The organism is Anaerobacillus sp. CMMVII (assembly GCF_025377685.1).
Taxonomy (GTDB): Bacteria; Bacillota; Bacilli; order Bacillales; family Anaerobacillaceae; genus Anaerobacillus.
Map to the genome: position 1 here is coordinate 269,484 of NZ_JACEHK010000016.1, position 22,384 is coordinate 291,867.

Here is a 22,384-nt window from a genome sequence, read left to right on the forward strand (position 1 = left end):
GCAAAAAGTACCTGTATTCATAACGGTGTGAGACGAGAAACCTGTCCCTCTGTCTCGGAAAGGATGGTTTTATGGACTTTGTGATTAATCAGGAAATGTTAAAAACCGTTCCATTATTGTATCAGGAAAAAGAGGCTTTTAGTGGTGTACAAAAAATTGCTAGTAAGGTGATGCATGATATAGAGCTAGTTTTTGAATATGCACCACAAGCTACGAGCGATAGAGCGAAGCTTGGAAAACAGGCTATTTTTTATGGCACAATCGGTCATAGTCCGCTTCTTCAGGAACTTGAAGAGAAAAAGCTGATTGATCTATCAAAAATTACAGGTAAGAGAGAAGTGTATCTATTCCAAGTGATCAGTCAACCATTTGAAGGTGTTGAAAGCGCTCTAGTCATTGCAGGAAGTGATAAACGGGGTACGATCTATGGTTTATTTCACTTATCTGAACGTCTTGGTGTTTCTCCGCTAGTTGACTGGAGTAGTGTAAAGCCACAGCGTAAAGAAGCATTTTCCTTGAGTAAAGACTTGAAATATATTTCTAAAGAGCCGTCAGTTCGTTACCGTGGCTTTTTCATCAATGATGAATGGCCTGCCTTTGGTAACTGGACGATGAAAAATTTCGGCGGATTTAATGCAGAAATGTATGATCATGTCTTTGAACTGCTATTGAGATTAAAAGGAAATTACCTCTGGCCTGCAATGTGGTCAGCTCGTTTCAGTGATGAAGGGCCGGGACTCGCAAATGCTGAATTGGCAGATGAATATGGAGTCGTCATGGGCGCATCGCATCATGAGCCTTGCTTGCGTTATGGAGAGGAATATAAATATCTCCGTGGAGAGAATTCAATTTACGGAGATGCCTGGAATTTTATTTCTAACAGAGAAGGAATCACAAAGTTCTGGGAAGACGGTCTAAAGCGCAGCGGAAAATTTGAAAATGTGATTACTGTAGGAATGCGTGGCGAACAAGATACTTCCATCATGGGGAAAAATGCAACATTAGCTGACAATATTGAACTGCTAAGAGTTGTATTACAGACACAAAATCGATTGATACAAGAAAACGTTAATCCTAATCTTTCTGAAGTACCTAGGATGCTTGCCTTATATAAAGAAGTAGAACCATTCTTTTATGGAGATAAGGATACACCAGGATTAATGAACTCTAAGGAGCTTGAGGATGTTATCTTGATGCTCTGTGATGACAATCACGGAAATCTTCGAACATTACCAACGAAAGAAATGCGTAACCATAAAGGTGGTTATGGTATGTATTACCATTTTGATTACCATGGTGGGCCAATTTCTTATGAATGGATTAACAGTTCTTATCTTCCGAAGATATGGGAACAGATGACGATGGCTTACGACTTTGGTATCCGCGATCTTTGGATCGTAAATGTTGGTGATGTTTGCACGCAGGAATTCCCGTTATCATATTTCCTAGATATGGCTTATGATTTTGAAAAATGGGGAACGAGTGCCTTAAATTCAACGGATTTATATACCAAACAATGGATTGAAAAACAGTTTGGTGGTGTGTTTGGTCCGGATGAAATGGAAAAGGTATGGGAGCTACTGACAGGTTATACAAAGATTGCTCATAATCGTAGACCTGAGCATATGAATGCAGATGTATACCATCCCGTGAATTACAAGGAAACGGATCATTTATTAGCGCGAATCCATTACCTATTAGAGCTTGCAGAAGAACTTTATAAGCAGGTGAATCCTGAGCACTTCCCAGCTTACTTTGCACTAATTTATTATCCGACTGTAGGTAACCTTAATTTACAGAAAATGTGGTTACTTACTGGGAAAAATAACCACGCAGCCAAATTAGGTCAAATGGAGGCAAACCAACTCTCTGAACAGATTAAAGAATGTCTAAAAAGAGATCGTGAACTAGTGGAGCAATATCATTCGATTGAGGATGGCAAGTGGTATGGTATGGGCCTATCTGAACATATTGGTTTTATTCATTGGAATGAAGATGAGTGCAAGTACCCAATCCTAATGAATGTCATGCCTGCTAGTAAACCAAGACTAATGGTTAGGGTGGATGGAACAGATCAACACAGTGAAGGAAGCCCATGGCATAAAAACACCTTAAATTTAAATGACTTTTTAGAGCCTGATGTGGAGAAAGCTTCTTTTACAATCTCTAGTATTAGTGACCTTAATGCAGAGTTTAAAATCACGTGCGAAAACCAATGGTTAAAGTTTTCTAAGACAAGTGGGAGCTTAGATGGTATCGAAAAAGCAACGGAAAAAGTTGATGTAAAAATTGATCGTAGTGCAATAAATGGAGAAACTGAAGGTAGAATAGTAGTGGAAACACCAGTAGGTACTTGTACAATCATTGTAATCGCATCACCAATCGACATCGGTAACCTAGCTAAGAAGACTTTTATTCAGACAAAAGGATATATTTCTATCGAAGCAGAGCATTATGTCTTAAAACAGGAAGTTAAGAGCGAGCAGGGGGCTGTTCATAAATTCGAAGTGCTTGATGGTTATGGTAAAACATTATCAGCTGTAAAGGCTTTTCCGACGACAGAGTACTTTACTCCAGGAAAGGATGCTCCTAACCTTGAATATCAATTCGTAGTACAGGAAGCTGGATCCTATGAGTTGGAGTTATATATGCAGCCTTCTAACCCAGTATCGAATGATTTCACGATATTCTGTGGCATCCAAACAAATGATGATGAAATTTACATTGTGAATACACTTCCTGAAGGGTATCGTGTTGATGATGACAACTGGGCAATTAGGGTGCTTGACAATATCGACAGGCACGTGATTAAAATAAACTGTCATGAAGGAGTAAATACCTTACGTATTTACGCAGTCAGTCCTGGATTTGTATTAGAAAAGCTCGTCATCTATCCCGAAGGAAAGAGACCTGCAAATAGCTATCTAGGACCAACAGAAACCTATTATGTAGGAAGATAACAAAAAAGTGACCAATTTGATTGGTCACTTTATTTTATTATAAGGCTCTTTTCGTAAACATTGTGGCTTTTTAACCTAAAATAATTGGAAAAATTCCTTAGATGAAGGTATCACTCAATAAAATGAGTAAGAAAAGAGCACTACTTATTAAATAAGTTGTGAAATCTTAGTATTTTTGTGTAAAAATCCGGCTTTTGGGATTTTTACGAAAGCAACAAACTTTGCGAAAACAGCTTATTGTATAGATGAAAATTCCCTGGTTCTGCCTAGGATCGTTTAATGTATACATTTAACTCAGATTGATAAACCTTTGGTCTATGATTTATCTAGAATTATGAATTTTTAGCCAATGGATTAAATTGATAATTCTCTGGGAACGCCTCAGGTTTTTCGCAGGTGCTTTGCATTCGATAGAAGGTCCCACTTTCAGAGGAATCGTGGAAACCGTGCATCGCTTCTAATACATGGAATGCCAATTCTCCATTCGCTCGATGCGGTTTGCCTGTTAGAATGGCAAGGGCCATATCTGCTACACCGATACCACGGCTGTTACCAGCATAATGATGGGTGAGGGGGACCTCAACAAATTCTTTTTCTTCGCGTTTGCGAATTCGAACAGGTCCACCAAACGTATTGGGATTTGGGACAAGCAATGTACCCTTACTTCCATAAATTTCAATTGGTGGAAGAGTGGAACCACCAAATGCATCAAAGCTTGTAGTAATCGTTCCTATAACGCCAGAACTAAATTCTATGGTACCCGCAATATGAGTCGGGGTTTTTACTTGAATAATGGTTCCTGCTTTTGGCTGGCTCAAAATCGTACGTTCAGGGTAACTAATTCGAGTAGAACCTGAAAGACGACGGATTGGTCCTAATAAATTTACTAGTGCAGTTAAATAATAAGGTCCCATATCAAACATTGGACCTCCGCCCTCGTCATAGTAGAAACCTGGGTCTGGATGCCAATGCTCATGTCCACGCCCAATCATAAATGCAGAAGCGCCAATGGGTGTACCAATTTCACTTTTTTCAATCAAATGGCGAGCGGTTTGCATCCCGCCGCCTAAGAAAGTATCAGGTGCACTTCCAACAAGTAGGCCCTTTCCTTTTGCCACATCTAAAATCATTTGACCTTCTTCACGTGTTACCGCAAGTGGTTTTTCAACATACACATGTTTTCCAGCCTCAAGAGCTTGAATACAAACCTGTGCATGTGCCTTAGGAATTGTTAAATTGATGATAAGATCAACATCAGGATCGTCAAGGATTTCACTTACTGAATAAGCGTTTTGAATATTGAATTTCTCAGCTTGAGCACGAGCTCTCTCCACATCTAAGTCTGCGCAAGCAACTAGTTCTAGATGATCGAAGCTAGGAATGTTTTGCATATAGATAGAGCTTATATTTCCACAACCGATAATCCCTATTTTCACTTTACTCATTGAACTTTCCTCCCACTGTGATTATTGACTATCTCCCATACCTGTATAGATGCGGCTGCCGTTTCCTACTGCAGCAAACGTATTCGATTCCTTTTTTGCATATAGAGTTTTTCCTTCTGCCGCCCATAAGAAGCCTCGGCGCATGATAAGGGATACTTCAGGCATTGATACAATATTTGCAAGATGACCTAAAGAACTGTAAAATACGCGGCCAACGCCCCAACGCTTTGTCCATACAACAGGCATATCAACTGCTTTATTTAAAGAATGTGGTCCTTCTACAATTGGGAAGCGAGTTGTTGCAAGTACTTCTACAGCAGGGTCTACATGTAAATAATACTGCTCACTTACTACTTTAAAGTCATGGAAACCTTCTAGGATTGGGCTAGAAGAGTGTTTAATATTGACCATATATTCAACTCCGTCATTTCCAGGATGAGCCACCCAATTTCCACCAGTCATGAACTGCCAGTCGACGTTATTTCGGAACGAGTCACACATCCCCCCGTGACACCCAGCTAATCCAACACCACTCATCACAGCTTTAGAAATATTGTCAACGTACTTTTTTTCAATTTGACCCATTGTCCAGTGAGGAACGATTAAGTCAAGTGATTTTAATTTTTCAGGATCTGCATATGAATCAAGGCTATCAGAAACCTCTACATCAAAATTCTCTTCCTCTAGGATTCCTTTGAAAATACCAGCCACTTGTTCTGGCTCATGGCCGTTCCAGCCGCCCCATACAATCAGTGCTTTTTTTGTCATATTCATTTTTCGCTCCTTTGTTATTAGACTAGGAAAATAGAAATCTTACAAATCTGAAACTTTTACCCACTGTCTTTTTTCAACCGAAAGTTCTACCGCTTCTAAAACCTGTTGGCATTTTACTCCATCTACAAAGTTTGGAACTGGTTGACGGTCTTCAGTGAATGCTTCCATTAACTCGACCATGCTATGAATAAAGGTGTGCTCATAGCCAATGGTATGTCCAGCTGGCCACCAAGCCTCAGAATAAGCATGAGGAGCGTCTGTAGCTAAGACACGGCGGAAGCCTTGTACGTCTTTTGCATCATCAGTAAAATAAACCTGTAGCTCGTTCATGCGTTCAAAGTCAAAGATTACGCTACCTTTGCTACCGTTAATTTCAAATGAATTTGTGCTACGGTGACCTGTTGCAAAACGCGTGGCTTCAAAACTACCTAGCGCTCCATTTGCAAATCGCGCCATAAATAAAGTCGCATCATCTACTGTTACAGGCCCTTTTGGAGAGTTTTCATCACTTGTAGCTGATAAGCCAGTCATGTTAGCAGGAATAGGACGCTCTTTAATAAACGTCTCACTCATACCAATAACTTCTGAAATATCACCAATGAGATAATGAGCCATATCAATGAGATGTGCTCCTAAGTCACCATGCGATCCAGAACCAGCCACCTCTTTTTGAAGTCTCCATACAAGAGGGAAGTTCGGATCAATAATCCAATCTTGTAAAAACCATGCACGGAAATGATAGATTTCTCCTAAACGACCTTCATCAATTAATTTTTTTGCAAGCATAACGGCCGGAGTAAATCTATAGTTAAACCCAACCATATGCTTTACACCTGCTTCTTGTACAGCGGCTAACATTTCACGAGAATCTTGTAATGTAAGCGCTAACGGTTTTTCGCAATAAATGTGTTTTCCAGCTCTAGCAGCTGCAATCGCAATCTCTTTATGTGCATCACTAGGTGCGTTAATATCAATTACATCAATATCATCACGCTCGATTAGGCTTTTCCAATCCGTTGTGTATTCTTCCCAGCCAAATTGTTTAGCTGCTTGAGCCACAGCTTCCTCATTTCTCCCGCAAATGACCTTCATTTCAGGTTTAAGGCTATTTGGAAAGAACATCGGAAGGTCACGATACGCATGACTATGTGCTTTTCCCATAAATTTATAACCAATCATCCCAACGTTAACGGACTTCATCCAATCATCCCCTATTAATTCTATTGCTTGATTGTCTTTCTACAACATATACAGGCAATCGTTCTTGATAACTTTCTGTTTTACCCTGTAAAAGTGCTTGTAAAACCCTTTCTGCAGCCATTTGTCCCATTTCAAACAATGGAACATGGACTGAGCTTAACTGAGGTTGGATAATACTAGCTACATCTGAGTCATCATAGCCAATCAGAGCGTAATCTTGACCAATTTGAAATCCTTGTTCCCCTAAGCCTTGCATGAGTCCAATTGCCATCCGGTCATTCCCAGCAAAAACTGCATCAACCTCTGACAACATAGACCCTATCTCCTGTGCGATTTTGAGCCCGCTTGAACGACTGTAATTGCCTTCGAATACCCAATTATCCTTTAAGGGAATATCTGCTATACGAAGTGCCTCCTGATAACCTTTTAAACGCTCAGAGCTATTTGAATACTCCATGGGTCCATTTAAGAAAGCAATGCGTTTGTAGCCTTTTTTTATTAGTAGTGACACGGCTTCAAAGCTTCCATCATAATGTTTGGCATCAATCGAATTAAACGGTTCATCATCATCGAAGGTTTGGTTAACTAGGCAATAGGGAAGTCCTCGTGTATGCAATCTAGCAATATCTTCTTTTTCGCTAGGTACATCCCGTGCCCCTAAGATGATACAGCCATCTACCTTTTGTGATTGAAAAAGCTGGACATTATCTTTATGTTCATTAGGAGTTTGAAACAATAATAGTAGATTGTACTGATGTTCCCCTAGCTTCATTCCAATTCCACTTAGGATTTCAGAAAAATAATAGGTAGATAGTAAATGAACTTTAGGAAGATAAGGAACGATGACACCGATGTTTCCACTTTTGCCTTTAGCAAAGCTTTGAGCAATGGCATTAGGCTGATAATTTAAAGCGTTAGCTGCTTCAAATACTTTCTGTTTTGTTTCTTCACGGATGGGACCAACATTATTAAACACCCGGGATACTGTGGCTTCTGACACACCTGCTAATTTTGCAACATCAATTCTCTTAGTTATAAAATTCCCTCCATTCTTTACACCAAAAGATATTTACCAGCTGTCAAACTTTTTACGTAAGTGCTTTTATCGTTATGTACACGCGTTCATTTTCTCAAAATTACAATATTCTGTCAATATAATTTCGTCACAGTGACACCCCGAAAAATTTTGTTTCGCAAGTAGGTTTCACAGGCGTTGTTGATAAATCGTTAAACATTGTGAAACAAGAAACTTAGGGGAGTCACTGTGACGAATTTTGAAGTGGTAGGTTCTAGCTTAATAAGAATGTTTTAATGGAAAATATAAAATCTTTATAATTTGCGCTTGGAAGCTGTTTTTTGTTATTTACAAAATATTTGAAAAATAGTAACCTACAGTCTAAAATTATATATAATTAGACTATCTAAATAATTTAATAGAGCAGAGAAAGAAGGTACTTCATGTCTAGTCAAACGGAAAAAAAGAGTAGGGGAAGAGATTTAACAGAGGGCAATGTCTTTAAGCATTTATTGTTTTTTAGTTTTCCATTACTTATTGGTAACCTACTGCAGTCATTAAATCAATTAATTGATGCGTTTTGGGTTGGGAGATTTATTGGTCCTAATGCGTTAGCAGGTATTGCTGTGTCAGGCTCGGTCGTCTTTGTTTTGCTGGCTTTTATCTTTGGGTTTGTCATTGCAACCTCGACAATGGTTGCACAATATAAAGGGGCAAAAGACGAAGAGTCATTACAGAAAACGGTTGATAGTTCAGTAAAGGCACTAACTTTAGCTGCTCTCGTATTAACCGTTGTTGCTATTTTTCTTACGCCTTACATATTAAGAGTTTTACAAACCCCGGTTGAAATCTTTGATATGGCTCAAACATATTTAATGATCTTTTTCTCTGGATTATTATTTGTTGGGGGATATAACTACTTAAGTGCTATATTAAGAGGTTTAGGGAATTCAAAGACTCCTTTATATTTTCTAATTGTAGCGACAGTAACAAATATTATTTTAGACCCTATTTTAATTATTGGTGTGGGACCAATTCCGGAACTAGGCGTAGCAGGTGCCGCACTAGCAACGGTCCTTTCTCAAGCGTTAGCATTTGGGTTAGGATTAAGTTACATCAAAAGACATGACCTTGGTTTTAAAATGAGATTGTTTAAGGGGAAAGCAGAGAATTTCTATCTTATGAGAATGATTAAAATGGGGATTCCTGCAGGGCTGCAGCAAGTAGTAGTCTCATCAGCGGTAGTTGCAGTGATGGGTGCGGTAAATATGCAAGGAGCGGCTACTGTGGCAGGATTTGGTACGGCAACGAGGTTAGATGGCTTTATCATGCTACCTGCCATGTCCTTGGGATTGGCAATTTCGGCAATGGTTGGTCAAAATATCGGAGCTGGAAAGTGGGAACGGATCCCGAGCATTGTCCGTTCTGGTCTATTTTTAACATTTGTTATTACGGGAAGCTTATCTTTGGTATTATTTTTCTTAAGAGAACAAGCATTAGCTTTATTTACAGACGATCCTCAAGTTATTAAAGAAGGTGCTTCTTATCTTAAAATTGTAGTGTTCGCTTTCGTCCCATTTAGCTTCATGTTTATTATTACAGGTGTGTTAAGGGGAGCAGGGGATATGATTTGGGGTCTTATCCTTACAGCAGCTTCTTTATGGGCGATACGAGTTCCCGCCGTTTATATATTGGCGCATTTTCTTGGGACTGATGGAATTTGGTATGGAATGGCCTTAAGTTTTATTCTGGCTTACGTTATTGCAGGTACCTATTACTTATCAGGAAATTGGAAGAAGAAAGCACTTGTGAAACAAAGTATAGGCAAAGAGAAAAAACAGATTAGTACGGCTAATTAACTTTTTAAAAACGGCGTTTACGAAATGCCGTTTTTATTTTCCTGAAATTCAAAACTTTTCCCGGGCAAGCGCAGGAAATGGCAATTTAACTGTTCATTCAACATGCGAGAAAGACATTTTGTGAATTATTGTAAAAACTGTCTGGTATTTTGTGTTAGGAAAAAAGTGGAGTTTTAAAATCGAGGTAGTTGACTTGAAATTTGTAAGAAAGACCCCAATCATAGTTTTATTCCTACTTGTCAGTCTTATAGTATTTAGTGTACAATATACCTTTTTTGATTGGAGTTTATTTAAACAAGAGTTAATTATCGAATTAACCTCTCCTGAAGGTACGTATACGATTAATGCATATGTATATAATGGTGGAGCTACGGTTAACTATTCAGTTCTTGGAGAACTAGTTTTTTAATAAAAGGCTGTTTTCGCAAAGTTTGTTGCTTAAGTACATACTAAAATTTGACTACTATTAGTAAGTATTGCTCTTTTCTTACTAAATTTATTGGGTGATATCTTCTTTTAAGTAATTTTTTCAATTATCTTAGTTGAAAAAGCAACAATGTTTTAGAAAAGATCCTGATAAAAACAATAAAAAATCTAAGGAAATATATTGGGAATACCGAGGAGAAAAAGCTGTCCTTGAGTGGATTGATGACAACATAGTATAGATAAATAATGTTACTTTGATTCTTCCAGATCAAACATACGATTATCGTCATGGAGTAAAGTAATACAGAAAAGAGGGAATTCCCATGAGGTGCGGATCCAAATGCTTTCTCGTTGAAATAGAGCTAATGGGTGAAAAGCAAACCAAGTCCGTTAATGCGAGAACGCCTGTCGATGTAAGAAAAACAATGCGATTGGAGTACGGAGAAAAGGCTCGCATCCTATCCGTAAGGGAAAAGAAATAATATAAAAGCGTAGTTAGGGGGAGTGACTAGGCACAGGATTTGAGCCGTTATTTTGTTTTTTTGCTATTACATTCGAAAGCTATTGCCTATATTTTGAATTTTGGTATCTTAGAAGGTAGGGATGAGGTGTTCGAGTGAAACAGGAAATACCAGAAGAATATTGGAAAGCAATCTTAGAAAATAATCCCAGTTATGATAGAGTTTTTTACTATGCTGTCAAAACGACAGGGATATTCTGCCGTCCATCATGTCATTCAAGACCACCTAATAAAGATAATGTTAGGATATTCCATGATGCGAACGTAGCACAATCCTTTCAATATAGACCTTGTAAACGATGTAGACCGGATACTATCGAACTTCCTGAGGAGAAGTGGGTGAATTCCATTTTGAGTTGGTTGGACTTAAACTATAAGAAAGCTATTACGTTAACGACTCTTGGAGAAACTTTTCATGTGAGTCCATATCATCTTCAGAGAACGTTCAAGCGGGCAACAGGAATTAGTCCAGTGGAATACCTTCGGAAAATTCGAGTAGAAAAAGCAATCTATTACTTGGAAAACACAAACGAAACGGTATCAAGAATTGGCTCCGCAGTTGGGTATGCTAATACCTCTTACTTCGTTACCTTGTTTAAAAAAGAAAAGCTGTTGTCACCAATCGCTTATAGAAAAAAGTATAAAACTGCCAAGGGAGTTAGCTTATGAGATTAATCGGGCCTTTAATAGTATTAAGTTTAATATGGGGATTATCCTTTGTGTTTATAGAAAACTTAATTGGTACAGCTGGTGTATGGGGAACGGTATTCTTACGCTGTCTCGCGGGTGCTATCATCCTATTACCATTTTTATTAATTAAGATGAAGAAAAAAGAGGTTCCGAAACGTCTACCATGGAAAGCACTAGTGACCGTTGGGATTTTTAATGCAGGATTGCCTTGGGGACTAATTGCACTTAGTCAAACGAATATTACTAGTAATACAGCAGCAGTCCTTAATGCCTTGACGCCAATATTGACAGGTTTGATTGGATTTATTATCTTTTCAGTCTATCTTAACAAAAAGCAATGGGGAGGCATTTTTCTCGGTTTTATTGGAATTTTAATCTTGATGAATTTTAACATTAACGATCTACTTTCTAGCAATTTTATTGGAATTGGAACAATGATCATAGCGACCACTTGTTATGGATTCGCTACTCACTTTACTAGAAGATACCTCCAAAGTTTAAATGTCGTCATCATTACAATATTCTCTTTACTTGTTGGTGCTTGTATAGGGGCAATAGGAGTAGTTACAACAGACTCTTCATCATTTGCGAACATATTAGAATCAATTGATTTACTTTTTCTAATATCTGTATTAGGTTTAGGCTGTTTAGGATCAGGGATTGCACATTTACTCTATTATTATTTGATTAATAATGGTGGGGCGGAATTTGCTAGTACTGTCACTTACCTAATCCCCCTTACTGCACTTTTGTGGGGGAATGTATTATTAGGAGAACCAATCACTAGTAACCTAATTATCGGCTTAATAACAATCTTTTTCGGAGTTTTCCTTTCTAATCAAAAGTCAAAAGCTTTAGTTGAAACAAAATCATTAAGGGATATAAGACAAAATTAGTAAGCTTAGTTCAGATTTTAGAAACTTTGTAAATCAAAACCCAAGAACAACCCATGTTTTGTTAAATACACTCCACACATGTTGAGGTAGTGTCGCAGATAGTTTTAAAGGATTAATCCGGTAAAATAGAAAAGCGATAACTAATTTTAGGCGTTCCGTTCTTATCTACCTCTATACGATTTACAAAACAATGAAGTAGCTCATCGGTAACCTCGTTTAGTGGTAGGAAGGAATTAATAACCCTTCTGAGTTCTAAAACTTTTTCATTCATATACGTTTCATCCTGGAGTGATGCATTGAGCTCACTCCTTTTTAGCGATAAAATTTTTAACTCTTCCTGAGTTGCATCTGCTGCGTCACGATATTCTTCGTGAGTAATTGCATCAGCTGCTAGCAATTCGAGGTAACGTTTCTTTTTTAACTTTAATTCTTCAACATTCTTGTCAATTTTAAGTAAATCTTTTTGTGCCCGCTTTTTTGCTTCTTCTGACGTAGCGTTGAAATCTTTAATGAATGAGTCGCTATTAACTAAGAGCGACATCTTTGTTACATCGGCTAGGATTAACGATTGTAAATGCTTTTCTTTAATGGTTCTTTGACAGCAAGCATTTTTACCATAGCGAGCGTAGCGACCACAAATATAGCCATCCCGATTTTGTCGGTACCACATTCCTGTTCCACAATCAGAACAATACAACAAATTAGTAAAGAGATGCTTTTTTCCCTTGGTGATATTCTTTTTTCGTGTAGTTATCATATGTTGAACTGCTTCAAAATCGTCACGGGAAATTAGTGGTTGATGAGCATCTTTGATGATTACATGTTTCTCCTTTGGGAGTGGGTGTCTAGCTTCAGATTTTACACTTCTTGTTGTTTCCCTACATTGTACTAAATCTCCTGTATAGTGTGGATTCATTAGGATTTTTTTTATTGTAGAACCGTGCCAAAACTCCCCAGCATTTACTTTACCAGCAACTGCTGCTGGTGTAGGAACTCCTTCGCTTGTAAGTAACCGCGCAATTGAATCGAAACCCATGCCTGACAGATACATGTCATAAATCCGTTTTGTTATATGAGGGGTAGTATCTTCTGATGGATATAATTTCTTATCAATAACCTTATACCCATATGGTGCATTTGAGCCATGGAAATCTCCTTTCTTTGCATTGGTGAAAAGTGCAGCCTTTATTCGTTCAGAAGTCCTTTGCGATTCCTGCTCGTATAGCCAAGCGTAGAGTCCAAACATATGAATATTGCCATCAATTGAATTAATAGCATTGTCAAATGTGACAATATGAATGTTGTTTTTCTCCGCAATATCCTTGATTTCATATGAAAGTTTACCGTTACGAGCGAGGCGAGATAATTCTTTAGAAAGAATAATGTCAAATTTGCGCTCCTTTGCATCCTTAATTAATTGAAGAAGGTTTTTCCTCTTCTTATCCTTTGTTCCTGTCTCCACATCAACGTAAAAACGATATAAATCCCAGCCTTTTTCAGCAATTACATTAAAGAAGTAGCGTTGTTGATTTTCTAATGATGTTTTCTGCTCTTCTTTAGATGGTATAAAATATTTTGTGTAAGACATAAATGGCCAAAATTTGGAGTCTCCAAAAAATAAAAAAAGTAGGGTATCCTCGGAATTGCGACATCCCAAACAGAGAGGAAAAACCCTACTATGAAATCTATTATACCTGCTAACGAATTTACGAATCAACTTGAAGATTTAGTAAAAAACTTTTTAAAAGATAAAATGGAGCTATACTTAAAAGAAGAAATTAAGAATTTTATTGAAGTAGAGAAACCTGATCAAGGGCTTCAACGTAACGGTTACTATGAAAGGTCATTGGACACAAAATACGGTAAAATTGAGGATATTTCTGTACCTCGTGACCGCCAAGGAGAATATAAGACTCAATTATTTGAGCCTTACAAGCGTAGAGATGGTTGGTTAGAAGAAGCCATTATTCGTATGTACCAAACTGGGATGAGCACCCGTGATGTTGGTAAGTTTGTAGAAAGAATGGTCGGCTCAACTAACTCCGCGACAACGATTAGTAATATAACGGAAGTTGTGCATCAAGATATTGAAGCTTGGCAAAAACGTCCGTTAAATAAGAGATATTCTGTACTATATTTAGATGGAATGTATATTAAAGTTCGCCGAGATACGGTGGATAAAGAAGTTGTCTATGTTGTCATGGGGGTAAATGAAGATGGTCACCGTGAAATTCTAGCCTTTTACGTAGGGGGACGTGAGAGTTCAACTGGATGGCATACTATTTTAGCAGATTTGTATACGCGAGGTTTAAGAGAAGTTTTATTAGGAGTTTTTGATGGATTAAGCGGCCTCGAAGAGGCTTTCCTAGCTGTGTATCCTAAAGCTGATGTACAGCGTTGTGTGGTTCACAAAGTAAGAAATACCTTAAACCAAGTACGAAAAAAAGACCAAGTTGACATATCTGAAGGAGTGAAGTTAGTTTATAAATCTCCAACAAGAGAAATCGCTCAAATTCAATTTGAGAAGTTTAAAGAAGAATGGTCTAAAAAGTATCCAAAAGAAGTTCAATCCTGGGAACAGGATCTGCCAGTGTTATTGACGTTTATGAAATATCCTATGGATATCCGATCTGGTATTTATACAACTAATTGGATTGAAAGAACAATAAAAGAGTTTCGAAAACGTGTAAAACCAATGAATAGCCTACCTGATATTAAAGCAGCTGAGAAGATCTTGTATCTAACAGTTAAATCGATGAATGACAAATGGTCAACTAGAATATCTGCTGGATTTGCACAATCAAAATCAAAGTTACAAGAAATGTTTACTAAACGATATAACTAAAAAATGGAAAAATTTTCAGTCATGTACGGGCTCCCCCGCCCATACATGACTGAAAATTCAGAAACTAACTAAAGTAATTCATAGGGCCCTACTTTTAATGCTTACACAAAATACTTGACGCTACCCTTCTTTATCTGTTGAAACCCTTATATATACAGCACATTTCATTTACATCTCAACTCCTTTAGGTGTGTTGAGATGTAGTAGTGTTTACCTCATATTAACTTTGACCAATTTTAGAAAACCTATTCTACGAAAATAGGTTTTTTTATGGTGTTTCAGAGAATATTTCGACTTATTGGGATTTATTTGGGATATACTAGATTTATATTCAACTAGTGGATACTAATATATTTTTGTCGAATTTAGGAGGTGCGAAATATGAGTGAAATTAAATGGAGGGCAGAAAAAAAATATGAACATACTTACTTGGTATATAGGAAAATGCTAGCTTTTGAAGGTGAAATTCCACTTTCTAGAGAAATATTATCCTCTCCACAAAGTATAAACTCTAAGTTGAAAGAAGTTATTATTGAAGCGTATGATAAAAGTAAGGTTATTTCAACTTTTGACTACGGTCTTTATGGTTCGGGGGCAGATACAGTTCTAAAAGAGTTGCCATATATGAATTATAAACTAGTATTTGCTGAAGACCCATTTTCAATAGTATTAGTAAATTTTTTTAAAGACGGTGAAAAATATCCTAGTAATGAAACAGTTTGCCTAGAAGCCATGAATTTTATAGGGAAAGATGATTGTTTAGGAAAAATATATTTTGACCAATTTTCCTTTAAGTTTTTAAATACTCATATACCTTTTTGTGATTTTGCAAGCGACCATATAAGTAATGAAAGACTATCAATAAATCACAATGATGTTTTCTGGAGAGATGTCAATCATTACATCCAATTTGAAAAGAGTAAAGGAATATACGAACTCATTCAATTAAACTCTTTGGTAATAGTTACAGGCTATAGACCAATAGAGTCAGGTATACTCTCCTTCAATCATGGGATAATAAATCCTTACAAAATAAATAGTCTTAAAAGTTAAAATAAAAGAGAATGGTAATAGCGATACCATCGTAAAAGTTAATGCTCCATTATACTTGGTATAGACAATAAATTATAATGGAAGTTGAGTTATGACAATAAAAAGGAGTGCAATTGTTTTGCACTCCTTTTACTATTTTATCCACTTTTTTATTATCTCTTCAAAATTAGTGTTATGCCACTCTTTCTTCCATTCTTGAAGATAAGCAATATCGTTTGATGATGGTTGTGGTTCACATCTATCTATAGTAACTAGTGACGGCATAATTATAGAATCTCCAATAATTATCGCTTCTCCCTCTTTTAAAGTTGATAAGGAATCTGTAATTGCTCCAACAACGTCAGGTAATAAACGTTTAACATAATTCTGGTCTTCAGGATTAGTAAGTCTCATTGAAATGAAATTGCTACATTGGGAAAATATGGTTTCTGAAATTTCAGATGGTCTTTGGCTTACAATCATTGCGGTTACACCATATTTTCTTCCTTCCTTTGCAATTCGCTCAATGGATGTTCTAGAGGCGTTATATTTAGCTGATTTAAGCTTTGGAACATATTTATGAGCTTCTTCATAAACAAGAAGAAACGGAGTAACTTGCAATTCTGGTTGCTCGTTTACCAGTTTTTTGTAATAATAACCATACTCAAATAACAGTCTAGAAATTAGTGATACTGTAATACTCAGCACTTCAAAAGGAACACCACTTAAATCTAATATTGTAATATTTGCTTCTTTCTCAGAAGTATAACCAATCACTTGTCTAAGAGTGTCTTCAAATGAACTATTTAATGCAGCCTCACTAAATAAGAAATCTAATCTTTTATCAATTATTTTATTTCTTATTCTTGAAATAAATTTTTCTAATGTACCGTCATTATAAGTGCCGTTCTTAATTGAACCCTGTTTTGTTTCCTGGAATTCGAAATCATCAGTAAAATAAAAATCAAACTTATCTTGCTCATTTTCAAATAATTTTTCTTCTTGTAAACAAACGATGTTTGGTTGCTTTGACTTTCGCGTTTCTTTAGATAAGTTAATTATACAATTTAGTACCTCGTGAATAGAAAACTTAACTGGCGTATCAAATGTGATATTCTCATCGTAATCATTAAATTTTTGCTTATTTCTAGTAATTACTCTTCTTAGGATTGACGATTGATTATAAGACTGATTTTCTCCTGATTCTACAAATAACTCTTCAAGTTCTTCTCCGTTCATTAACCAATAAGGTAAAATTAATTTTTCTACATCAATATAGTTTGAAGTTGGAAAGGCACTTTTATATTCTGAATGAATATCGAATAGGATAATATGGGAATTATTTATACCCTGATAACCCACGTTTTTGAGGTTATTGCTTCTTGTAGAATTTTAGTTACAGTATGCGATTTTCCCGAACCTGTAGAGCCTACAACTGCGATGTGCTTGTTAAAAAACTTATCGCCATTTACAGGTACATTAATTTCATTATCTTGGGAAAGTTTTGAAAAACAGAATTTCCGCTGGTCATCTATAAAATTGTAAATCTTTTGAATTTCATCTTTTCTTGCCAATTCAACATCAGTAGGTGGGATAGCGATATTGTTGCCACCTCTAGTAAACGTCCCATCACTATCAAGAAAACCGATTGGAGTAGCTTCTAGAATATAGTTGCTAGTCTTATCTTCTTCTTTTTCAATGGTAAAATTCTCAATTATACTTATTAATGCACAATCTTCACTATCTGAAACTCTTAAATATGAGCCAACAGCAAATTTTTCATTTTCAATTTTAAAACGTTCTATATCTTTTACTTGAATTTTAATTTTATTTGGCAACACTTGAACCACTTTTGCAATTTTTTCTTGTATAGAATTAGTCACTTATAGTTCCTCCTTATTTTAGGATTTTATTTACTTGAGTTATGTCATTTAGTTGTACTTTGATGTGTTTGTAATTTGTATTTATTTCAAAATTGCTCTCAGTGTAAAATTGGTAAATTTCTTGGATGTTTTTGCTTTTAACTAGTTGCTCTAAAAATTCACGGTCAATGAATTTCACTTTATTATCCCAGTTATTCGTAATTAGTTTATCTAACCTGAATTTATCACCATTAAAATAAGTACCATCACAAAATGATAGACCAGCATCAATTAAATCTTGCTTAATTATATTTAATGTGTCCTTGTTGATATTTTGAAAACAAATGTAAGGGGCAGGAGACTTTTCTTTTCTATAATATTTATTACTAATATTGTAAATCACGCTTTGAAGGTCAGTTAAATCCCAGTAGCCACTCGTGTCAATAATAAATAGCCTTTCGAAATTTTGTAAATTGGGTGTTCTTTGGGTAAAAAACGTTTTTCTGATAAAGTCCTCGTAGGAATCTTTTGTCAAGTAGTTATCATAAACAGAATGAAAGACTATATCCTGAGTTTTTTTTATAAGTTCATCCAAGGCTAATTTATTTAAAATTCTAAACTTTTTTTCTTTAATAACTAACCTAAGTATTTCAGAACGAAAGATTGAGTGGTATATAAGGGATTCGTTTCTAGCTTTTAGTCTATAGACAGTTTTTATCTTTTCAATTAAATTAATAAAGGTTTGTTCATAATCATGAAGGAACTTTAGTGTAAATGATTTAATGAAATAATTTTTAAGTTCCGTAGAAAACGAATTTCCTTCTTTTCCTAAAATCGTATTTAGTTCTTCCAATGAAAGCTGCTTATCATGTTGTGGTGTGTCTTTAAAGTGGCAATACAAGCAAAAGGTTTTACTTCTATTGATGTCAAAAAGTTTTAGAAGCTGGATAACAGGGGCTTTTATTTTGCTAGGTTGATATACTTGTGTTTCTTTATGCTTGACCTGAATAACAAATTCTTCATAATCGATATCTTGTTGATTTTCAAAGCTAATTTCGCAGTCAGGATTTTCGAGTATTTTCATTATGGTTAAGTCAAATTGGTATAAAAATCCCTTAACTGCGTAATAACCTCCATCTCTTTCTTGTTGTGTGGCAGTTAGATGTTCATTAACAACAACCAAATCATCACCTTCTTTATTCTACATTTTATTACAATATATCACAGTTTTTTACTTTATTTATATAAAATTGGAATATTTTATCATAAATTTGTAGAAGAGATTAATAAAAAATATAATAAAAAAATACAAAGTCCATATATAAATGGTATGGGGAATATGAAGTAGTTAATTGATTCCTTTCGTTTTTTCATGGAGTAATAATCGTAAACCATCGAATGATTTACATTCATGCTTTATAACTAAATCCAGTATTACATTTGGGCGTAACTTTTTCTTAAGAATGTATTCATTCCACAACTCCATTGTTCCCTTTGAGTTAAATTAATTTTTTCTTTTAAAAGTGACTTAAGTGAGTTATAGGAAATATTATCATTTTCCTTTTTGATGATGTTGGATGTTCAGCCTTTAAAGGCGTATTACGATTTAGTTGTATTTTCCTAATATTACTCTCTTTCTCTATGGTTTCTAGTTTTCTAGCTTCTCCTAACTTCACTAACCGCTCCTGCTCCAACCGAGCTGCTTCCTCTTTTAAACGCAGCTGTTCCTCAAATGATTGTTTAGTTGTAAGTATTTTTGGGAAAATTGTCCACGCTTCTTTTCCTCTAATTCAGGCTTACTTAATAAGAACTCATTGTTAATTATTAATGCATCTGCAAAAGGGATTTCATATCCATCATTTAACATAAAGGCACGGTAAGGCTTAACTGCGCGGTCTTTTAGGAATCGTTGAACTTTAACTACAATTCGTTCATCGTTTGAATAGATATAGTACATACTCCTTACATCTATCTGTAAGTTCTCCATTGAAACTGGATAATTAAAATATTTGAAAAACTCTCGGTTTTGAATAATATCCCCTAAATGTGAATCCCAGATTTTATCCTCATTAGTTTTTAATGAAATCTTTAATTCTGCATCCCATAAAACAATACTACTTTTTTCTTTTTCTATGGATTGCTCCTTTTTTTCAATAAACCATAATGGCTTGAGACCGTTGTCAAAAAAATTCTCATGACGTTTGATAATTCGGTTTGCTAATTTACTGTCCTCATTAGCATTTACGTCAGTAACAATAGAGACTGCAACTCCTTATTATCTACTTTAACCCAAATATCTGGATATTCGTTAAGGTCAGGCATTGCTTTAAAACCATATTCTACTTCGATATTTGGTTTTATTTTTGATTGAACAACAAGCTCATCATAAATAATGTCAATTATAACCTTATGTTTCTTAGTTTCACGGGCAACTTGTTTAGAGTACTTCTTTTCAGCCTTATCTACTTTTCTTGATATCTCACAAGATTCCGAATGTTGATGCGAGAAGTACAAGCCCCGTTCTTCCCCAGACTTAACAATTAGTTTTGCATGACAATATGGGCATTGGTAAAGGTCCTTGTCAGCCAATTTCTTAAAGTTATTAATTTCCTCAGTTGTTGCGGATAAAGGAAGTCTAACTGGCTCATTATCTAAAACGTGGAGCGCCTCTCGCATCGTAAACAACACCTTTCTATTTCCTTTTTTTACAAGTTTTATATAGTTTGAGAAAATTGTCAAGAAAAATCGAAAACTATCTTACGTTATGTAAAAAAATTAATATTATACCAAATAAAACCCCTATTTGCAGGATTCGTCCAAAAACTTTCGCTAAAAAAAATAAATTTATAATGTGAAAAAATAAATTCCGGTTTTGCGTCCAAGCCCTTTTTTTTTGTGTATTATGACCTTACAAGCTTGCAGAAAACAATAAATGACTAGTCATTAAATACAACATGAATAGGAGCAAAAAGTGATGAGATTTCAAATTAAACACCAAGAAGAAAAAATTAGGAACGGTAGTAACCGAAAGTTGAATACATTAGTCAGACTTCAGGCTGAAGGAGTGATTGGTAGTGAGCAACAGCAACAACGGTTCCCGTGGTAGTTTTTATACACAGATTGAGAGAGCGTGCCAGAAAAACAATGTTTCGGAGTCAGTAGTTAAAAGATTTATCGAAGTAAGTCAGATGTTACATGGTGAAAAGCATGAAAAATACTAACTTACTAGAAAAATTACAAGTTCCAGGTACAAAAACTTGTAAAGTTGTCATCGTGAGAAAAGATGTCAAGAAAGAAATCGCATCTTATCAGCTAGAGTTTAATTTTGAATTTGAAGATTAACAGTATAGATTAACCACTTTCAGTCAATTATGTAATTAATGACTGGAGGTGGGTTTATGAAGAGTAAGAATGTGAAGATAACTGTTTCAGAAGAAGAGAACCGATTAGGTGAAATCTGGTTAGAAAGAATAATAGAACGATTATTACTTGAACAACTAGATTTACCAATCAAACTTCAATCGTTGCTATTAAGCAAACACTACAAAGGTAAGGATGATATAAATGTCAGTTAACAAAACAATTTTTCAACAAAAGCTACAGGTCTTCTTTAGACGGGTAAGTACTGAAAATCAGAGTTTGGAGATGCAAATCGAAGCCGACAAGAAGTTTCGCGACCAACTTGATGACGACGAGTACATTGAAGTAAATGAACTAGCAATCTCGGCTAACAAAATTAAATTAAAAGACAGAGAGAAACTTCTTGAAGTAATTCGTCTAATCGAGAATGGAGAAGTTAGTACGGTTTATGTTTATGACAGAAGTCGTCTCGCGAGAAATTTTTATGAGTACCTCCAACTAGTAGATTTATTTATAACCCATGATGTAGAGGTTGTTTTTACAACAACGGATGCCAGTTATTCCGCTTTTACCTCTAACTATTTGGTTGAGGGTTTCAACGGCATATTAATTGAAGAAGAAGGCAAAGCAATTGCACGAAGGGTTGCAGAGAGTCATCGGAAATTGCCATCTAAGAAATTTGGTCTTGATACCAACAAATCCGATGATGGAAAGAAGAATTATACGTTACAACTTCATTACAAAGAGCCACTTTTACGATTATTTGAGACTGCTAGCGAAGTTAGTAGTGCTACTAGTTTTATCGAGTTATTATCTCATTTTTCGAGAGTACTAAAGAAGCAACCAACTGATATCCTCCGAATGCTGACGGATTCATTCTATACCGGTCATGAACAAATTGGGAACCGTTTTAGTAAGTTATCTTATGTAGAACCACTACTTACGCTAGAACTATACAAGACTGTACAAGTTGCTATTAAACCATTTATTGAAAGATTACAAAATAATTTGGACGAGCGTTCTGGCGAAAATGTCTTGCATCCATACTGTGATATTTGTAACGAAAAATGGTTTATAGAAAATGCCATGTTGGTGAGTCTGGGAAGTACACTTGTTCAAATAAACATCGGAAAATTCAAATAAATTTGGATGATTATAATGAAGTTTTAGTGAATTGTGCAAAATCCTCTCTAGCTACTCTAAAAGAAACAAAGGTAGAGAAGGTAGCAATTAAGTTATTAAACTCCATCTTGTTGAAATTAGAAGTAGAGCTGCATTCGTTACATAGAAAAATTGAAAAAATGGAAATGAAGATTGCGACACTACCTTCCGAATATTTCCTGACCCATCAATATAAAGCAGAAGTTACTGTCCTAAATGATTTAAAACGAAAAAGGAAAGATGTTAAAGAGCAGCTCCTTCTTGTGAAAACCACAAAATTAAGTTAAAAGATTTAGTTACCAAAGTGAAAGTCTTAAACCATCTAAAAGAAGAAGAGCT

23 protein-coding genes are annotated in these 22,384 nt (G+C 35.7%); 13 read left to right on the forward strand and 10 right to left on the reverse strand.

Annotated elements, in window-relative coordinates; genetic code table 11:
• Positions 1-71: 71 nt before the first annotated feature.
• Positions 72-2,960: a glycosyl hydrolase 115 family protein gene (locus tag H1D32_RS21405; RefSeq protein WP_261180221.1), complete on the forward strand. Its 2,889-nt coding sequence runs from the start codon at positions 72-74 to the stop codon at positions 2,958-2,960.
• 332 nt (positions 2,961-3,292) lie between these two features.
• Here H1D32_RS21405 and H1D32_RS21410 read toward each other — a convergent pair whose 3' ends face one another.
• From H1D32_RS21410 to H1D32_RS21425, 4 genes are read right to left on the reverse strand one after another with little or no spacing between them, the layout of a single operon-like run.
• Positions 3,293-4,405 carry a Gfo/Idh/MocA family protein gene (locus H1D32_RS21410; protein ID WP_261180222.1) on the reverse strand — a complete coding sequence of 371 codons (1,113 nt, stop codon included), beginning with the start codon at positions 4,403-4,405 and terminating at the stop codon, positions 3,293-3,295.
• 21 nt (positions 4,406-4,426) lie between these two features.
• Positions 4,427-5,173 carry a ThuA domain-containing protein gene (locus H1D32_RS21415; protein WP_261180257.1) on the reverse strand — a complete coding sequence of 249 codons (747 nt, stop codon included), beginning with the start codon at positions 5,171-5,173 and terminating at the stop codon, positions 4,427-4,429.
• 45 nt (positions 5,174-5,218) lie between these two features.
• A complete protein-coding gene (locus H1D32_RS21420) occupies positions 5,219-6,379 on the reverse strand; it encodes a Gfo/Idh/MocA family protein (RefSeq protein ID WP_261180223.1) in 1,161 nt (386 codons plus the stop codon).
• Positions 6,380-6,383: 4 nt separating this feature from the next.
• Entirely contained in the window at positions 6,384-7,448 is a 1,065-nt protein-coding gene (locus H1D32_RS21425) for a LacI family DNA-binding transcriptional regulator (RefSeq protein ID WP_314733477.1), read from the reverse strand.
• A gap of 389 nt (positions 7,449-7,837) precedes the next feature.
• Between H1D32_RS21425 and H1D32_RS21430 the strand changes: the two genes are divergently transcribed.
• The 5 genes from H1D32_RS21430 (at position 7,838) to H1D32_RS21445 (ending at position 11,785) form a co-directional block, all read left to right on the forward strand.
• The gene (locus H1D32_RS21430) at positions 7,838-9,253 is read left to right on the forward strand and encodes an MATE family efflux transporter (protein ID WP_261180224.1); all 1,416 of its coding nucleotides are present in this window, start codon (positions 7,838-7,840) and stop codon (positions 9,251-9,253) included.
• Between the two features lie 193 nt (positions 9,254-9,446).
• On the forward strand, positions 9,447-9,662 hold the full coding sequence (locus H1D32_RS21435) for a DUF5412 domain-containing protein (RefSeq protein WP_261180225.1): 216 nt from the start codon (positions 9,447-9,449) through the stop codon (positions 9,660-9,662).
• Between the two features lie 133 nt (positions 9,663-9,795).
• Complete coding sequence (locus tag H1D32_RS25550; RefSeq protein ID WP_396126272.1) at positions 9,796-9,918, forward strand: DUF5412 family protein; 123 nt, start codon at positions 9,796-9,798, stop codon at positions 9,916-9,918.
• Between the two features lie 377 nt (positions 9,919-10,295).
• Positions 10,296-10,868 (forward strand): bifunctional transcriptional activator/DNA repair enzyme AdaA, encoded by a 573-nt coding sequence (locus tag H1D32_RS21440; protein ID WP_261180226.1) that lies wholly within the window; start codon positions 10,296-10,298, stop codon positions 10,866-10,868.
• Positions 10,865-11,785: a DMT family transporter gene (locus tag H1D32_RS21445; protein ID WP_261180227.1), complete on the forward strand. Its 921-nt coding sequence runs from the start codon at positions 10,865-10,867 to the stop codon at positions 11,783-11,785. Before H1D32_RS21440 ends, H1D32_RS21445 begins: the two co-directional genes overlap by 4 nt.
• 112 nt (positions 11,786-11,897) lie before the next feature.
• Here H1D32_RS21445 and H1D32_RS21450 read toward each other — a convergent pair whose 3' ends face one another.
• Positions 11,898-13,373 (reverse strand): recombinase family protein, encoded by a 1,476-nt coding sequence (locus tag H1D32_RS21450; RefSeq protein WP_261180228.1) that lies wholly within the window; start codon positions 13,371-13,373, stop codon positions 11,898-11,900.
• A gap of 90 nt (positions 13,374-13,463) precedes the next feature.
• Here H1D32_RS21450 and H1D32_RS21455 point away from each other — a divergent pair, with 90 nt between their 5' ends.
• Together H1D32_RS21455 and H1D32_RS21460 are read left to right on the forward strand one after the other, a co-directional pair.
• Positions 13,464-14,630, forward strand: a complete 1,167-nt coding sequence (locus H1D32_RS21455) for an IS256 family transposase (protein ID WP_261180229.1) — start codon at positions 13,464-13,466, stop codon at positions 14,628-14,630.
• Between the two features lie 381 nt (positions 14,631-15,011).
• Positions 15,012-15,683 carry a hypothetical protein gene (locus tag H1D32_RS21460; protein WP_261180230.1) on the forward strand — a complete coding sequence of 224 codons (672 nt, stop codon included), beginning with the start codon at positions 15,012-15,014 and terminating at the stop codon, positions 15,681-15,683.
• A gap of 132 nt (positions 15,684-15,815) precedes the next feature.
• On the opposite strand, the gene H1D32_RS21465 is transcribed toward H1D32_RS21460, so the two are convergent.
• From H1D32_RS21465 to H1D32_RS21485, 5 genes are all read right to left on the reverse strand, one after another.
• On the reverse strand, positions 15,816-17,024 hold the full coding sequence (locus H1D32_RS21465) for an ATP-binding protein (RefSeq protein WP_261180231.1): 1,209 nt from the start codon (positions 17,022-17,024) through the stop codon (positions 15,816-15,818).
• The gene (locus tag H1D32_RS21470; RefSeq protein ID WP_261180232.1) at positions 17,006-17,545 is read right to left on the reverse strand and encodes a helicase HerA domain-containing protein; all 540 of its coding nucleotides are present in this window, start codon (positions 17,543-17,545) and stop codon (positions 17,006-17,008) included. The genes H1D32_RS21465 and H1D32_RS21470 overlap by 19 nt, the downstream gene beginning before the upstream one ends.
• A gap of 13 nt (positions 17,546-17,558) precedes the next feature.
• The gene (locus H1D32_RS21475; RefSeq protein ID WP_261180233.1) at positions 17,559-18,707 is read right to left on the reverse strand and encodes a hypothetical protein; all 1,149 of its coding nucleotides are present in this window, start codon (positions 18,705-18,707) and stop codon (positions 17,559-17,561) included.
• A gap of 528 nt (positions 18,708-19,235) precedes the next feature.
• Positions 19,236-19,481, reverse strand: coding sequence for a hypothetical protein (locus H1D32_RS21480; RefSeq protein ID WP_261180234.1), 246 nt, complete (start codon positions 19,479-19,481; stop codon positions 19,236-19,238).
• A gap of 284 nt (positions 19,482-19,765) precedes the next feature.
• On the reverse strand, positions 19,766-20,200 hold the full coding sequence (locus H1D32_RS21485; RefSeq protein WP_261180235.1) for a competence protein CoiA: 435 nt from the start codon (positions 20,198-20,200) through the stop codon (positions 19,766-19,768).
• A 298-nt stretch (positions 20,201-20,498) separates the two neighbouring features.
• Here H1D32_RS21485 and H1D32_RS21490 point away from each other — a divergent pair, with 298 nt between their 5' ends.
• The 5 genes from H1D32_RS21490 (at position 20,499) to H1D32_RS21510 (ending at position 22,332) form a co-directional block, all read left to right on the forward strand.
• Positions 20,499-20,630 (forward strand): hypothetical protein, encoded by a 132-nt coding sequence (locus H1D32_RS21490; protein WP_261180236.1) that lies wholly within the window; start codon positions 20,499-20,501, stop codon positions 20,628-20,630.
• Between the two features lie 101 nt (positions 20,631-20,731).
• Positions 20,732-20,866: a hypothetical protein gene (locus tag H1D32_RS21495; RefSeq protein WP_261180237.1), complete on the forward strand. Its 135-nt coding sequence runs from the start codon at positions 20,732-20,734 to the stop codon at positions 20,864-20,866.
• Positions 20,867-20,922: 56 nt separating this feature from the next.
• Complete coding sequence (locus H1D32_RS21500; RefSeq protein ID WP_261180238.1) at positions 20,923-21,099, forward strand: hypothetical protein; 177 nt, start codon at positions 20,923-20,925, stop codon at positions 21,097-21,099.
• Complete coding sequence (locus tag H1D32_RS21505; RefSeq protein ID WP_261180239.1) at positions 21,089-22,027, forward strand: recombinase family protein; 939 nt, start codon at positions 21,089-21,091, stop codon at positions 22,025-22,027. Before H1D32_RS21500 ends, H1D32_RS21505 begins: the two co-directional genes overlap by 11 nt.
• A 26-nt stretch (positions 22,028-22,053) precedes the next feature.
• A complete protein-coding gene (locus H1D32_RS21510) occupies positions 22,054-22,332 on the forward strand; it encodes a hypothetical protein (protein ID WP_261180240.1) in 279 nt (92 codons plus the stop codon).
• The last annotated feature ends 52 nt before the right edge of the window (positions 22,333-22,384 follow it).